This is a genomic window from Vibrio sp. Vb1018 (assembly GCF_033338775.1).
Taxonomy (GTDB): domain Bacteria; phylum Pseudomonadota; class Gammaproteobacteria; order Enterobacterales; family Vibrionaceae; genus Vibrio; species Vibrio alginolyticus.
On sequence record NZ_JAWOTI010000005.1, the window covers coordinates 23,315 to 38,186 of the forward strand.

At 43.0% G+C, this 14,872-nt stretch carries 11 protein-coding genes; 9 read left to right on the plus strand and 2 right to left on the minus strand.

The features are described from left to right. Positions 1-15 precede the first annotated feature (15 nt). The 5 genes from R7Z10_RS07400 (at position 16) to R7Z10_RS07420 (ending at position 5,732) form a co-directional block, all read left to right on the plus strand. Positions 16-1,674: a BCCT family transporter gene (locus R7Z10_RS07400; protein ID WP_005377772.1), complete on the plus strand. Its 1,659-nt coding sequence runs from the start codon at positions 16-18 to the stop codon at positions 1,672-1,674. 314 nt (positions 1,675-1,988) lie between these two features. Beyond that, on the plus strand, positions 1,989-2,522 hold the full coding sequence (gene ectA, locus R7Z10_RS07405) for a diaminobutyrate acetyltransferase (protein ID WP_005393379.1): 534 nt from the start codon (positions 1,989-1,991) through the stop codon (positions 2,520-2,522). A gap of 34 nt (positions 2,523-2,556) precedes the next feature. Further along, positions 2,557-3,822: a diaminobutyrate--2-oxoglutarate transaminase gene (gene ectB / locus R7Z10_RS07410; RefSeq protein ID WP_017820939.1), complete on the plus strand. Its 1,266-nt coding sequence runs from the start codon at positions 2,557-2,559 to the stop codon at positions 3,820-3,822. A 14-nt stretch (positions 3,823-3,836) separates the two neighbouring features. Beyond that, positions 3,837-4,223, plus strand: coding sequence for an ectoine synthase (locus R7Z10_RS07415; protein WP_005377769.1), 387 nt, complete (start codon positions 3,837-3,839; stop codon positions 4,221-4,223). Positions 4,224-4,310: 87 nt separating this feature from the next. After that, positions 4,311-5,732 carry an aspartate kinase gene (locus tag R7Z10_RS07420; RefSeq protein ID WP_005377768.1) on the plus strand — a complete coding sequence of 474 codons (1,422 nt, stop codon included), beginning with the start codon at positions 4,311-4,313 and terminating at the stop codon, positions 5,730-5,732. A 188-nt stretch (positions 5,733-5,920) separates the two neighbouring features. On the opposite strand, the gene R7Z10_RS07425 is transcribed toward R7Z10_RS07420, so the two are convergent. Further along, positions 5,921-7,486, minus strand: a complete 1,566-nt coding sequence (locus R7Z10_RS07425; protein ID WP_213965286.1) for an arylsulfatase — start codon at positions 7,484-7,486, stop codon at positions 5,921-5,923. Positions 7,487-7,874: 388 nt separating this feature from the next. Here R7Z10_RS07425 and R7Z10_RS07430 point away from each other — a divergent pair, with 388 nt between their 5' ends. Continuing rightward, positions 7,875-10,205, plus strand: a complete 2,331-nt coding sequence (locus R7Z10_RS07430; protein ID WP_318104487.1) for a multiheme c-type cytochrome — start codon at positions 7,875-7,877, stop codon at positions 10,203-10,205. A gap of 38 nt (positions 10,206-10,243) precedes the next feature. On the opposite strand, the gene R7Z10_RS07435 is transcribed toward R7Z10_RS07430, so the two are convergent. Next, entirely contained in the window at positions 10,244-11,041 is a 798-nt protein-coding gene (locus R7Z10_RS07435) for an SUMF1/EgtB/PvdO family nonheme iron enzyme (protein ID WP_318104488.1), read from the minus strand. Between the two features lie 178 nt (positions 11,042-11,219). On the opposite strand from R7Z10_RS07435, the gene R7Z10_RS07440 reads away from it, so the two are divergent. The 3 genes from R7Z10_RS07440 (at position 11,220) to R7Z10_RS07450 (ending at position 14,857) form a co-directional block, all read left to right on the plus strand. Next, positions 11,220-12,545, plus strand: coding sequence for an anaerobic sulfatase maturase (locus tag R7Z10_RS07440; protein ID WP_318104489.1), 1,326 nt, complete (start codon positions 11,220-11,222; stop codon positions 12,543-12,545). Between the two features lie 53 nt (positions 12,546-12,598). After that, a complete protein-coding gene (locus tag R7Z10_RS07445; RefSeq protein ID WP_054729393.1) occupies positions 12,599-13,696 on the plus strand; it encodes a hypothetical protein in 1,098 nt (365 codons plus the stop codon). A 162-nt stretch (positions 13,697-13,858) separates the two neighbouring features. Further along, entirely contained in the window at positions 13,859-14,857 is a 999-nt protein-coding gene (locus R7Z10_RS07450) for an HAD family phosphatase (RefSeq protein ID WP_054579698.1), read from the plus strand. The last annotated feature ends 15 nt before the right edge of the window (positions 14,858-14,872 follow it).

Here is a 14,872-nt window from a genome sequence, read left to right on the forward strand (position 1 = left end):
TTAAGGAGATTATCCGTGAGCACCGATAATAACGGTGGCATTCAACGCCCCGATGGAAAAGTAAACGCAATAGATACTGACTATCAAATTGGTCAGGATAACGTTGCGCTAAAGGTAGGCCCATTTGGCCTTGATATTCACAACCGTGTTTTTGCAATTTCTGGCTTAGCAATCGTCATGTTTGTTGTGATAACACTATTATTCCGAGAACAGGTAGAGCCGTTTTTTGCAGACCTACGAGCAGGTTTGTTACACAATTTAGACTGGTTTTTTCTCGCTTCAGGTAATATTTTTGTCATTGTCTGTGTCGGATTGATCTTCACACCATTAGGCCGTGTACGAATCGGTGGTACTGAAGCAACACCGGATTACTCCTATGCTGGATGGTTGGCAATGCTATTTGCTGCGGGTATGGGCATTGGTCTCGTATTCTTCGGTGTATCAGAACCGATGTCCCATTTTAGTTCTGCGATTGGTGGCGTGAGCGTTGAGAATGGTGTACGTACTGACTGGGCACCGCTAGGTGGTGCAGAGGGCGATGCAACTGCAGCTTCGGCATTAGGGATGGCTGCGACGATTTACCACTGGGCACTTCATCCGTGGTCAATATACGCGCTCTTGGCTCTTGGGCTGGCTATCTTTTCATTTAACAAAGGTTTGCCACTCACCATGCGCTCAATTTTTTACCCTTTGTTTGGTGAGCGTGTATGGGGTTGGACTGGTCATATTATCGATATTCTTGCAGTGGTAGCGACGGTTTTTGGTTTAGCAACATCGCTAGGCTACGGTGCGTCTCAAGCCGCAACGGGTTTGAACTTCCTGTTTGATGTCCCAATGACCAATACCACGCAGGTTATATTGATTATTGGTATTACTGCGCTCGCTTTAATCTCTGTTGTGGCTGGACTCGATAAGGGCGTGAAAATCTTATCTGAAATCAACATGGGTCTTGCAGCGCTGCTATTGCTATTTGTTATTGTTGTTGGCCCGACGATTGCGATTTTAACTGGTTTCTTCGAGAACATCGTTTCCTATGTGGCTAATATCCCTGCCTTATCTATGCCATTTGGACGAGAGGATGTGAATTACTCTCAAGGCTGGACGGCGTTTTACTGGGCGTGGTGGATTTCTTGGTCACCATTTGTGGGTATGTTCATCGCACGTGTGTCTCGCGGTCGTTCAGTTCGTGAGTTTATTATTTGCGTTATTCTTATCCCATCTTCAGTTTGTGTGTTATGGATGACGGCTTTTGGCGGTAACGCAATTAGCCAATACGTTAATGATGGCTACGAGGCGGTGTTTAACGCAGAACTACCTTTAAAACTTTTTGCCATGTTAGATGTTATGCCATTGGCTGAGATAACATCTTTTGTCGGCATTATCTTAGTCGTGGTGTTCTTCATTACCTCTTCTGACTCAGGATCACTGGTTATTGATACTATTGCTGCGGGCGGTAAGGTCGATGCACCAACGCCACAACGCGTGTTCTGGTGTACGTTTGAAGGTTTGGTTGCGATTGCATTGATGTTGGGTGGTGGTCTAGCTGCTGCTCAAGCAATGGCGGTGACGACTGGTTTACCGTTTACTATTGTTTTACTTGTTGCAACGGTATCTTTGATAAAAGGTTTGATGGATGAACCTCGTCCAAAGGCGGTTTCTAAGAAATCAAAATAACTAGTATCAGCAGTTAAATTATTGATAAAAGCGGTATGCGAAAGCATGCCGCTTTTTTTTGGATTTCTATTTTTCTCTGAGAAATGAACAGCATGGAAAACGGTCTTATTCTGGTTGTTTTTTGTACTGTGCATTTAGGTTACTATTTAATAAATTAGACCTCGAACTATTTTAACTTTTGGTTAATAGGTTTATTTTTGTGATTTGAATCACAAAAATACCGATAAAAAGGCGGATTATTTGATTTTTAGTCGCGAGGGATGCCCATAATAAAAAGGAAATTTAATTAGACCTCAAAGGATATGTATTTTCACATGATCACATCAGCACCTTGGGTCCTTTATCCAGAGATTGGAGAAGACTCAAGTAAAAAATGGATTTTTCGTGAGCCTAAAATCTCTGATGGTGACGACATTTACAGCTTGATTGCAGACTGTCCTCCATTGGACATGAACTCATCTTATTGCAATTTCCTACAGTCTACGCATTTCAGCAAAACCAGTATTTTGGTTGAGCAAAAAGGCGAAATCGCAGGTTTCATTTCCGGTTATCAGAAACCAGACGAGCAAGACGTTTTATTTGTCTGGCAAGTTGCAGTCTCACCTCGCTTTAGAGGTCATGGTTTAGCATTCCGCATGTTGAAAGAACTTCTCACCCGAGAGGAATTAGGCGGTGTTAAATCGGTAGAAACTACCATCACGGAAGATAATAAAGCCTCTTGGGCACTGTTCAAAAAGTTAGATGCGATGAACGGCAATTCTGGCCAAGTAAGCACATTTTTGGATGAAGAAGCCCACTTTAAAGGCAAACACGATACAGAATATTTGTATCGCATTCCTCTCAAATAATCCTCAAACAATAGGAATTAAAAACGGTCTCATCATGGATATTTTCAAAAAGCAGGAATCCAACGTACGCTCATATTCAAACAATTTCCCGGTCGTTTTTCGTAAAGCGAAAGGCTGCTGGCTAGAAACAGAACAAGGTGAACGATACTTAGACTTCCTTGCTGGAGCGGGATCTCTAAATTACGGCCATAACAATCCAGTACTAAAACAAGCGTTGCTTGAGTACATTGAAATGGACGGTATTACTCACGGTTTGGATATGCACTCAGAAGCGAAAGCATCGTTTCTGGAAGCGTTGGATACTTACATCCTTAAACCAAGAAACTTGGATTACAAGGTTCAGTTTACGGGCCCAACAGGTACTAACGCTGTTGAGGCGGCATTGAAGCTGGCTAAAAAAGTAAAAGGCCGCGACAGCGTCGTTGCGTTTACTAACGGTTTCCATGGTTGTACTGCTGGCGCACTGGCTGCAACGGGTAACCAGCATCACAGACAAGGTAACGGTTCTAGTCTAAGTAACGTCACTCGTATTCCATTTGAAGGTTACGCTGGCGTAGATGGTCTCGCGCTGTTCGAAACCATGCTAAATGATAACTCTGCAGGTATGGATAAACCAGCCGCTGTACTTCTTGAAACTGTGCAAGGTGAAGGTGGTTTAAATGCTGCTTCAAACGAGTGGTTACAACGTTTGAGCAAAATCTGTAAAGCCAATGACATTCTTGTGATTGTCGATGACATTCAAGCAGGTTGCGGACGTACCGGTACTTTCTTTAGTTTCGAGCCGTCTGGTATCCAACCGGATATCGTGACGCTATCGAAGTCGATCGGTGGTTACGGTTTGCCGATGGCTGTCGTATTACTTAAGCCTGAGCTTGACCAGTGGAAGCCAGGCGAGCATAACGGTACGTTCCGTGGCAATAATCACGCCTTTATTACTGCTGCAAAAGCACTAGAAATTTACTGGGCAAACGATGATTTTGAAACACACATCAAGCAGTGTTCAGACAAGGTAAGTGCTGTTATTGACCGTTGTGTTCGTCGCTTTCCACAAATGTTTGTGCAGAAAAAAGGCCGCGGCATGATGGTTGGTATTGAATGTATCAATGGTGACATGGCATCTGAAATTGCGAAAAACTGTTTCGAGAATGGAATGGTGATAGAGACAGCGGGTCCAGACGATGAAGTTGTGAAGTTCTTCTGTCCACTAACTATCAGCGAATCAGAGCTAGATCAAGGACTAAGCATCTTTGAAAATGCAGTAGAGACTATCGCTGCGAAACATTTCAAACAAGCATCTTAATAAGGATTTTAATTATGATCGTCAGAACTCTAGATGAATGCCGCAACAGCGAACGACGTGTTGTTTCAGATAACTGGGAAAGTGTCCGCATGTTGTTGAAAGACGACAACATGGGTTTCTCTTTCCACATCACAACGATTTATGAAGATACAGAAACTCATATTCACTATCAAAACCACCTTGAATCGGTGTTTTGTATGAGTGGTGAAGGTGAGATTGAAGTTGTAGGTGGAGAAACGTACCCAATTAAACCAGGTACATTATACATCCTTGATAAACACGATGAGCACTACTTGAGAGCTTATAAGAATAAAGAAATGGTAATGGCGTGTGTGTTTAACCCACCGATTACTGGCGCTGAAGTGCACGATGAAAACGGTGTTTATCCTCTCGTTGACTAAAAGATGATGGTGGGGTGCTTTGCCACCCCACACTTAACTATCTCTTCTTTTTTCTTTTTAAAGTTACCAATCAAAAAAAGGCTTATCATGACATTTACCGTAGAAAAAATCGGCGGTACATCAATGACAGCATTTGATGCTGTTCTCGACAATATTATTCTTCGTCCCAAAACACCATACAATCGTATTTTTGTCGTATCTGCATACGGTGGTATGACCGATGCGCTGCTTGAGTGTAAAAAAACCAGTAAACCAGGCGTTTATCAGCTTATCGCGAAACGCGACGACAAATGGGAAGAAGCGTTAGCGTACGTTGAAAGCCGTATGTTGCTGACCAATGAAAATATTTTTGCGGACCCAATGAATCGTATCCGTGCGGATAAATTCATTCGCTCCCGCATTGCTGAAGCGAAAAACTGTATCGCGAATATTTTAGAAACCTGTCAGTACGGTCAATTTTCGTTGCGCCAGTACTTGCCTCAAATTCGAGAGTTTCTCTCGTCTATCGGTGAGGCACATAGTGCTTACAACACAGCACTAAAACTAAAAAATATGGGTATTAACGCTAAGTTCGTTGACCTGTCTGGTTGGGATAATCAAGCGCCAAGAAGCCTTGATGAGTCGATCAGTGACGCGTTTGCTGATATCGATGTATCAAAAGAACTGCCAATCGTGACAGGTTATGCTTACTGTAAAGAGGGCCTAATGCACACTTATGACCGAGGTTATAGTGAGATGACATTTAGCCGAATTGCAGCAATAACAAAAGCGGATTTAGCAGTAATTCACAAAGAGTACCACTTGAGCTCAGCGGACCCACGCGTTGTTGGCCCTGAAAAAGTATTACCAATTGGTAGTACAAACTATGACGTAGCAGACCAACTTGCCAACCTTGGCATGGAAGCGATTCACCCAAATGCCGCTGCGGGTTTGCGTGAAAGTGGTATTGAGCTACAGATTAAAAATACATTCGAACCTGAACACGAAGGTACTTTGATCTCTTCAAGCTATCGTCCGGAAGAAGACAAAGTCGAGATCATCGCAGGTAAAGAAAAAGTATTTGCACTGCATTTGTTTGACCAAGCAATGGTAGGAAAAGCCGATAACGTTAGTTACGAATTGATGGAAATCATCTCCGATGCTCGTGTAAGTTTGGTTGGTAAAGAGATGAACGCGAACTCTATTACTTACTATCTAGGTGGCAGTACTGATAGCTTAAACAAAGTATTGTACAAAGCAGAGAAACGTTATCCGAATGCCTCGATTAAAGGCCGTATGGTCGCGCTTATCTCAGCCATCGGTTCTCAAATTGATACCAATAAGACGTTGGCGAAAGGTGTGCTTGCATTGATGAATAATGGCGTTACGCCAGTTGCACTGCACTCATCATTGAGAAATGTAAATGTTCAATTTGTTGTCGGTGATAAGGAATACCAGCACGCGATTTGCGCATTGCATGATGAGTTTTTCCAAAGTAGCAGTTTAGCTAAATCGGTTAATGTGGCTTAGTTTATCCACGGTTAAAATACAAAGGAGAGCAGGTTAGCTCTCCTTTTTTTGTTTTTCAGTTTGTACTCACAATGCCCACTTTGTATAGGCTAAACAGGCGATTTAAGTAAGTTCCTATGTGGCGATACACATAAGCCAGCAGAATGGTCTGCTGGCTTATGTTACTGATTAACTAACGTTAACTTAGTTTACTTAAACTTGCTGATTTCTTGTTCAACTTTGTCTAGTTGTTGCAGCTTCTCTTGCATTTTTAGAGAGTCGTAGTTTAGTGAAGCAGGGTTCATCGCTGTGCCACGTTGCATTGGGTATTCTGGAAGTGTTTTAAAGAACTCTCCCACAACGTCTTGTACAGGTACAAATAGCCACATGTTGTCAGCCATCCAACGCAAGTACATTTGTGATTCGCTTGGGCCTTTTTCGAATGGGTCAGCGCGTAGGTGGATGATTTTAGGCCAGTTCGGAGCAAAACGAACTGCGTTACTTAGGTTCCCTTCAAGCGTTGCAAAGTGAAGTTTCCAGTCATTCCAGCGGACAGCGTTTAATTCACCATTAGACGTAAAGTAAAGCAGCGACTCACGAGGGCCTTTTTCTTCCTTACCTTCAAAGTATGGCATGAAGTTGTAACCATCTAAATGCACACGCCATTCTTTGCCATTTGCTTTGTAGCCTTCTGCCAGTTTTTCTTTTACATCAGGTACGCCAGCAGCTGCCAATAATGTAGGCAACCAGTCTTGGTGTGCCATCATTTCATTGATCTTGGTTCCTGGCTTAATGACGCCTGGCCAACGAACCAGTTGAGGAACACGCATACCGCCTTCCCAAGTTGTACCTTTTTCACCATGGAATGGTGTTGCGCCACCATCTGGCCAAGTCATGGTTTCTGCGCCGTTGTCCGTTGAGTAGATAACGATAGTGTTGTCTGCAACACCTAGCTCATCCAGCTTGTCGAGTAAAACACCTACATGATCATCGTGTTCCAGCATACCATCGGCATAAATGCTTACGCCTGATTTACCTTGGTATTTTTCCTGCAAGCGAGTCCAAACGTGCATACGAGTGGCGTTATGCCAAATAAAGAAGGGTTTATCCGCCTTAACTGCTTTTTCCATAAATGCCAAAGAGCTCTCTAGGAACTCTTCATCTGCGTGCTCCATACGTTTTCGTGTCATCGGGCCAGTGTCTTCAATCTTACCGTCGGCATAAGACTTAATGACACCACGAGGGCCATAGTTTTTACGAAACTCTGGGTCTTTAGGGTAGTAATAAGTTTCAGGCTCTTCTTCTGCGTTTAGGTGATATAAGTTACCGAAGAATTCGTCAAAGCCGTGTTTTGTCGGTAAGTGCTTATCTTGGTCACCTAAGTGGTTTTTACCAAATTGACCCGTTATGTAACCTTGTTCTTTTAACAGATCTGCAATGGTTGGCGCCCAATCAGGTATACCGTGGTCAGAGCCTGGCATACCAATTGTTAACAAACCCGTACGAAATGGCTCTTCACCTGTAATAAAGGCCGCGCGACCAGCAGTACAAGACTGTTGTCCGTAGTGATCTGTGAACAACGCGCCTTCATTCGCTATACGGTCGATGTTTGGCGTTTTGTAACTCATCATACCTTGGTTGTATGCGCTGATATTCCAGTAGCCGATATCGTCACCAAAAATTGCCAGAATATTCGGTTTGTCGGCTGCCATAGCGGCACTGGACGCCGCTAACAGTCCTGCGCCTACAGCGATTTTGCTCAATTGATTTGCCATAAAAACTCCAGATTGTTGAGAGTAAAGATAAGCACAAGTGAGCCTTATGCTTAGTTGCTGCATAAGTTAATGATGTATATAGAAAAATCCTCTTATACTCGATATAACCATAAGTTATTGCTAGGTTGTAACCATTTGTTAATTAAAAAGAAATAGGATTGTTCTGTTAGTTTGTAGAGATTCGTAAAGTAGATTTAGATCACTTAAGAGCCTTATTTTTATTGCGTAGTAGAAGAGGGGATGGAAATGAAAAACAATAGGATGCTCGCTTGTTTTACGGTCCTAAAGCAATACTAAAGTCGTTATGTATTGCTTGTAATTATTTGTATAACCAGTGATTTAGTGTCTATATTGATTTAGGTTGTACATTATAAATATAAGGATATCTATGAGTCAGTGGGCAGGCCGGTTTCGCATTTTATTGCTGGTCAACGTTGTTGTCAGTTTTATGGCTTTTTCTCAAGAGTTATTAACAGAGAAACCAAATATTCCTTCAGGCTTAAATCCAGAATATGCTGGCACACAAGCTTGTATAGATTGCCACCAAAACGAGGTGGAGGCCTGGAAAGGGTCACATCACGATATGGCCATGAAGCATGCAAGTACAACCTCTGTGCGTGGTGATTTTGATAACCATGTTGTAACGCACAAAGGAATGCCTAATCGGTTTTTTAAAAAAGGCGACGAATTTTGGGTCAATATTCAAGGTGCTGACGGGCAATGGCGTGACTATAAGATCAGCTATACATTTGGCTGGGAGCCATTACAGCAGTACATGGTCGAGTTTGAAGATGGCCGCGTGCAGCTTATTCCTTTTGCTTGGGACACAAGAGCTAAAGTTGAAGGGGGACAGCGTTGGTTTCATCTTTATCCAGAAACGACAACAACGGATGAATTCTATTGGACCAATACCGGGCAAAATTGGAACTTCATGTGTGCTGATTGCCATTCAACGAACCTAAAGAAGAATTACGACGCTGACAAAAACACTTACAACAGCTCATGGTCAGAGATTAATGTGGGATGCGAAGCATGCCATGGTCCCGCTAGTCAGCACATAGAACTGGCCAAGAAATACAAAAATGCTGGCACTTCTTTTGAGCATGACAGCCATTATGGCTTTGATCGAAATTTGTCTAAAGCAGTGTCGGATTGGGTGTTTGAGGAAGGCCATAGTACGTTACAGCCGAAATCAATTGAAGCAACCAATCAAGTGCAAACATGCGCTCAATGCCATAGTCGCCGAACCCAGTTAAATGAAACAGGTGATCATGTTAAAGGTTCCTTTTTTGATAAATATCGCTTAAGTCTTATAACACCTGAACTCTACTATCATGATGGACAGATTTACGACGAAGATTATGTTTATGGTTCGTTTCTTCAATCTGAAATGGCGGAGAAGGGGGTCACGTGCACTAATTGCCATGATCCACACACGGCAGAGTTAACGATCCCAGAAGAGGCAGTATGTTCGCAATGCCATATTGCATCGGAATATACACCTGAAAAGCATACCTTTCATAAGGCTGGATCTGAAGCATCGCAATGTACGACTTGTCACATGCCAGAAACGACTTACATGCAAGTCGATCCTCGTAGAGACCACAGTTGGCATATTCCACGACCGGATTTGAGCAAACATATTGGAACGCCCAATGTTTGCATGTCATGCCATGAAGATAAAAGCAATCAATGGGCCGATGAACAGATAGCAAAATGGTACCCGAATTCGAAGTATCGTAATCAGCAACATTTTGCTGTCGCATTTTATGCGGATTCAATTGGTCATCAAGGAGCAGCAAATGCGTTGGCATACTCTGCTCAGGATTCGTCGTTAAAAGACATTATTCGTGCTTCAGCCCTGGAGAGAATGGGGGGCAATACTGACCAAAATACAACAGTATCTTTGGCTAGGGCCGTTAAGAATGAGAATGAAATGGTTCGATTAGGGGCAATTTCAGGCTCGTCTGGTTATGAATTTCATGATCGGTGGCGGATTCTAGAGCCATTGCTTGGTGACCCGGTGCTTTCAGTGAGAGCGGAAGCTGCCTCGGTGCTGGTAGCGAACTACGCACAAATGACCCCTTTACAAAAAGATATCATTAAATCGCCTTTAGAAGAGTACATGGAAATTCAAGAGTTTAATGCCGATCGTGGTTTCGGAAGAACCAATTTGGCGAATGTGTACCGCAGCTTAGGTGAAATCGACAAAGCGGCCGAGCTGTATAAACAAGCGATCAGCATCGAACCCTATTTCGAAAATAGCTACGTTAACCTAGCAGATTTGTATCGTCACCTAGGTAAAGAAGAAGCTGCGCTCACGGTGCTACAACAAGGGATGAAAGCTCAACCTAAATCCAGCACATTACCATACAGCGCAGGTCTTTCTTTGTTACGTCAAGGCAAAGCCGATGATGCGAAAAAGCTACTTAGACGCGCTGCAGAAATTGGTGAAACTAATGCGCATTATTGGTACGTGTACGGTCTAGCTCTAGAAAAAAGCGATGTTCTAGAAGCCAGTAAAGCGTTGCAAACAGCATTTGAAGTCGGTGGCAATCCACAGCACTTGTATGCTCAATGCGAGGTTCTAGCGAGAAATCATAAAAAAGGTGCTGTCGCTTTTGCTTTCGATAGGTGCATACAAGAACTTAGTCACTATGCACCTAAACAAGCAATTGATCAGCTTAAAGCCTCTATTGTCGGGGTCAATAGGAGCTAATTACCAAAAGTAGAGCTTTTATCGCTCCACTTTTTTTCTTACTTAGTGTAATCAGCGTCTTTCGCTAATCTCAGCCCCATGTCGGACATGATGACTGACTGGCTAGCAAAATCGCGACGATAGTTTTCGGATTCGTCAGCATTATAGGCAAAGCTACCACCTCGTACAGACTTGTGTGCAAGGCTTTCTTTTTCATCTTTTGCGTTTACCGGATTATCACTTGGTGCTGATTTGTAATAGCCTTCATCAAACGCATCAATAACAAACTCACCAACATTACCCGTCATATCGTATAAGCCAAGCTCATTCGGTTTTTTCTGACCTACCTTGTGTGCCTTATTGTTTGAGTTACTGGCATACCAGGCAACGTCGTTAATATCATCAGACCCCGCGTAAGTGAATCCTTGACTTAGATTCCCCCCTTTCGCTGCAAACTCCCATTCTGCTTCGGTGGGTAAACGATAGTGCTCTCCCGTTTTTTCATTCAATTTCTTTATAAAATAATTGGCTTGTTGCCAGCTAATGTTATTCACGGGCGTATTTGGGTTTCTAAAATAACTCAGAGAAGAGCCTGTAACCGATTCGAATAACTCTTGGGTTACCTCAAATTTTGCCAAATAGAAATCATCCACGCGAACGGTGCGAGCCGGGTGCTCGGATTTATTTGCTGATGGATTATCCGAGCCCATCATAAATTGTCCACCTTCAATAAGAACCATATCTTGATCGATTTTTTGAGCAAGAGGGCTAGGTTGTGTTGTTGCACATCCAGTCATAATTAGCGAAATCGAAATAGCGGCACCAAGGTAAAGAGTATTACTTTTGGAATGCTTCATAGGGGAGCTCCATCAACATTTATGATCAAAGAATTTTATCAGGCAAGTCTATGAAAAACAGTTATACACACTATAACAAGCGCCACGAATAATTGAACATTATCATCACACTAGGCGATTAACTTAATGATTAGTCTTAACGCCGTTGGGCACAGGCTAGCAACTAAGAAGGTGATGAATGCACATAACTCAAGGTCCGCAGTTCAATGGAAAAGCATCCAAGCGATTACATGTCATGGCGAAACCTATCGGTGCAGTGTGCAATATCGATTGCATCTATTGTTATTACCTAAGCAAACAAGATTTACTTGAGTACAAGCCAGGCTGCTCACCAGTCATGGATGAGGAAACGCTAGAGACCTATATCCGTCAATATATAGCGGGACAAAATACACCTGAAATTATTTTCTCTTGGCAGGGTGGTGAGCCGACAATGCTAGGTTTGGATTATTTCAAGACAATTGTTGAGCTACAGAATAAATACCGTCCCGATGGCATTACGATCTCCAATGATCTCCAGACTAATGGCACACTGCTTAACGATGAATGGTGTGAGTTTTTAAAGGCGAACAACTTTCTCGTCGGTTTAAGCATTGATGGTCCAGAAATGATGCATAACGCTTATCGAACAAACCGAGCTGGTAGAGGCACATTCCGGCAAGTCATGAATGCGGTTGAACTATTACATAAGCACGAAGTAAAGTTTGCTACGCTCACTTGTGTTAACAACTTGACCAGCCGTAACCCACTTGAAGTGTACCGATTCTTGCGAGATGAAGTACGCTCCCCTCAAATGCAGTTTATTCCAATAGTTGAGCAGAAAACATTCAGAACAACCGCCCCTCAAACTTGGGAGCCAAACGAGCAACTAAAGCAAGGAGATAAACGGTTGATCCCAGGTCATAAAGATGCCGTTGTTGAGCCTTTTTGCGTTGCGGATGAAGCATGGGGAAATTTTCTGATCGCGATTTTCAATGAATGGGTTTTACACGATATCGGCAACGTGTTTGTGCAGTACTTTGAAGCCAGTATCGAAACCTGGATGGGCAGAAAAAACCCACTGTGTACGTTAGGTGAAATCTGCGGGAAGGGCTTAGCAATGGAGCCTAATGGTGATGTGTTTGCGTGTGATCATTACGTGTACCCAGAATATAAGGTTGGAAACATTCATCACGAAAAGCTCGATACGCTCGCTTATAGCTCTGAGCAGCAGAAATTTGGGTTTGCTAAAAGTCGTACGCTGCCCCAACAGTGCCTTCAATGTGATTATCAATTTGCATGTTTTGGAGAATGTCCCAAAAACCGTTTTATCCGTACTAGGCAAGGTGAGCCTGGTCTTAATTATCTCTGCGCGGGTTGGAAGAAGTTTTTTACCCATGTTGATCAGTCGATGGCGTACATCTTACGAGCGACAGGTAACCCAGTTGTTCACGGTAAATACAGTGAACAGATTCTACGCCAGCAAGCTACTCAAACACAGACTGTGTTTGAAACGAAGTTTTAAGATAGTCACTACGCCTGCTACAGGCCCGGAAATGAAAGAATATAGGTTATTGAATGCAAAAAATTAAGCTGCTCTCTAAATCATTACTCGTGATCTCGATCGGCATTGCTGCGAGTCAAGCAGCAGTGGCACAAGAAACAACATTGCTAGACCCAGATCAAGTATCGCCGACAACGGTTGTCACTCCACAAGAAGCGCAAATGACACCGGCGCAACGAGTCGAAAAGCTGTCTTATGATTCGCAAAATAAAAAGTTGTCTTCAGAAAAACGTATTGATGCTTTACGTGAGTTAGCCAACTATCCAAGCCAAAATGCATTGGTTGCAGTTGCGCGTGGGTTGCAGGATGAAGATGCAGGTATTCGCGAAGCTGCGATTGTGGGAGCACAGCCATATATGATTGAGCACCGTTGGCGTTTGATTTCACCATTATTGAGTGATGACGCCGCCATGGTGCGAATTACAGCAGCGATTAACCTCGTTCGAGATTACGCCAATTTGAGTTCAGAGCAACAGCAGTCACTTGAAGGGCCTGTTTCAGAGCTGACAGCACACTTGTCCAGTAAGAAAGATAATGTTTCCAAGTTATTACTTGCAGACGTTTACCGTTGGCATCGTGATTGGGATAAAGCGGCGCTGATATACCCAGAGTTAACTAAGCTTGAGCCAAACAACCCTCAAGTTTGGTTAAGCTACGCAGACAACTTCCGAGCGCAACAGCTAGACCAAAAAGCTATCAACGTGCTTGACGAGGGTATCAAGCTAAATTCAGAAGATGCCTCGCTGCATTATTCTAAATCTCTCGCTTTGGTTAGATTAGACAAAAAGAAAGAAGCGGCGTTTGAAATAGACAAAGCTGCGACGATGGCAAAGACGAACAGTTACTTTTGGTACTTAAATGGTGTTCTGCAAGAAGAGTTAGACTTGAAGAAGTCTGTCAACGCTTTTGAGCAAGCGTATTTGATATCCGGTGCTCCAGAACAATTGTATGCCGTGTGTGACATCTATGTTAGATACGGCAACCCTAAAACGGATGACTGTTTAACAGAGCTAACGAAGGTCGCTCCCGACTATGTTATTGAAGAGCTCAATCAGAAAAAGGGACGTAAAAGTGCCCCTACATCAGTTGAAGCCAATGAATTTAAACTCTAATCGTTAAATTCCATGTTTCTATTTTAATAAAATAGTGGACTAGATTGGTGACATTGTCACTTTTTGGTGGCCGTTGCATATTTCAGTTCAATATGCGCCTGTTTCAATTGAACTATACTTTTGATTGGATTCGCACCTAGCACCTCAATATAAGGAATTAAGATGGCTATAAAGTTAAAGGCGATTGTCTTAGCAACAGGTTTTGCTCTGTCTAGTTACGCTGTTGCTGCTGATATGCAAGATCCACTTCCGTCATGGAACAACACTGACGCTAAGCAAGCTATTGTGGCGTTTGTTACGAAAACAACGACCCAAGGTTCGGACTCCTATGTGCCTGAAAGCCAACGAATCGCGACGTTTGATAATGATGGAACACTTTGGGCAGAAAAGCCTGTTTATCTACAGTTGTTTTTTGCGATCGATAGAGTAAAAGAAATGGCCTCTGAGCATCCTGATTGGAAGACAACCGAACCCTTTGCTTCCGCATTAAAAGGTGACATGGAGGGGATTGGTAAACAAGGACTCGAAGGTGTAATGAAGCTTGTTATGGCAACCCATTCTGGAATGTCTACTGAACAGTTTCATCAAGAAGTTAAGGAATGGTTGAAAACGGCTGTCCATCCAACAACGGGTAGACCATACACTGAAATGGTATATCAACCTATGCTCGAACTGCTCGACTATTTAAGAGCGAACGACTATCAGACCTACATCGTTTCTGGAGGCGGAATTGAATTTATGCGCGTTTGGGCGCCGGAAGTATACGGCATTCCAACGCAAAACATCGTGGGAACGACGTTAAAGGCGGAATATCAAAGTGTTGATGGAAAACCTACCATCCAACGCATGCCGGAAATAGACTTTGTCAATGACAAAGCAGTAAAGCCTGTGACGATTCAAAACTTCATTGGCAAACGTCCGGTAATGGCGTTTGGTAATTCTGATGGTGATTTACAGATGTTAGAGTGGACGAAAGCAGGTTCAGGTCCAAGATTTTCTGCGATTATCCATCACACGGATGACAAGCGCGAATGGGCGTATGATAAAGATTCTCATGTTGGTAAGTTAGATAAATCGTTTAAAGTAGGTGAAGAGCAAGGTTGGCTATTTGTCGATATGAAACAAGATTGGAATCAAGTGTTTAAAGAGAGCACTAAATGATAATCTTTGTTTGAC

Excerpts from the sequence above, each read along its gene's own strand:
- R7Z10_RS07415 (WP_005377769.1), top strand. The coding sequence starts at position 3,837 with ATGATCGTCAGAACTCTAGATGAATGCCGCAACAGCGAACGACGTGTT.
- R7Z10_RS07435 (WP_318104488.1), bottom strand. The coding sequence starts at position 11,041 with ATGAAGCATTCCAAAAGTAATACTCTTTACCTTGGTGCCGCTATTTCG.
- R7Z10_RS07445 (WP_054729393.1), top strand. The coding sequence starts at position 12,599 with ATGCAAAAAATTAAGCTGCTCTCTAAATCATTACTCGTGATCTCGATC.
- R7Z10_RS07440 (WP_318104489.1), top strand. The coding sequence starts at position 11,220 with ATGCACATAACTCAAGGTCCGCAGTTCAATGGAAAAGCATCCAAGCGA.
- R7Z10_RS07430 (WP_318104487.1), top strand. The coding sequence starts at position 7,875 with ATGAGTCAGTGGGCAGGCCGGTTTCGCATTTTATTGCTGGTCAACGTT.
- R7Z10_RS07450 (WP_054579698.1), top strand. The coding sequence starts at position 13,859 with ATGGCTATAAAGTTAAAGGCGATTGTCTTAGCAACAGGTTTTGCTCTG.
- R7Z10_RS07425 (WP_213965286.1), bottom strand. The coding sequence starts at position 7,486 with ATGGCAAATCAATTGAGCAAAATCGCTGTAGGCGCAGGACTGTTAGCG.
- ectA (WP_005393379.1), top strand. The coding sequence starts at position 1,989 with ATGATCACATCAGCACCTTGGGTCCTTTATCCAGAGATTGGAGAAGAC.
- ectB (WP_017820939.1), top strand. The coding sequence starts at position 2,557 with ATGGATATTTTCAAAAAGCAGGAATCCAACGTACGCTCATATTCAAAC.
- R7Z10_RS07420 (WP_005377768.1), top strand. The coding sequence starts at position 4,311 with ATGACATTTACCGTAGAAAAAATCGGCGGTACATCAATGACAGCATTT.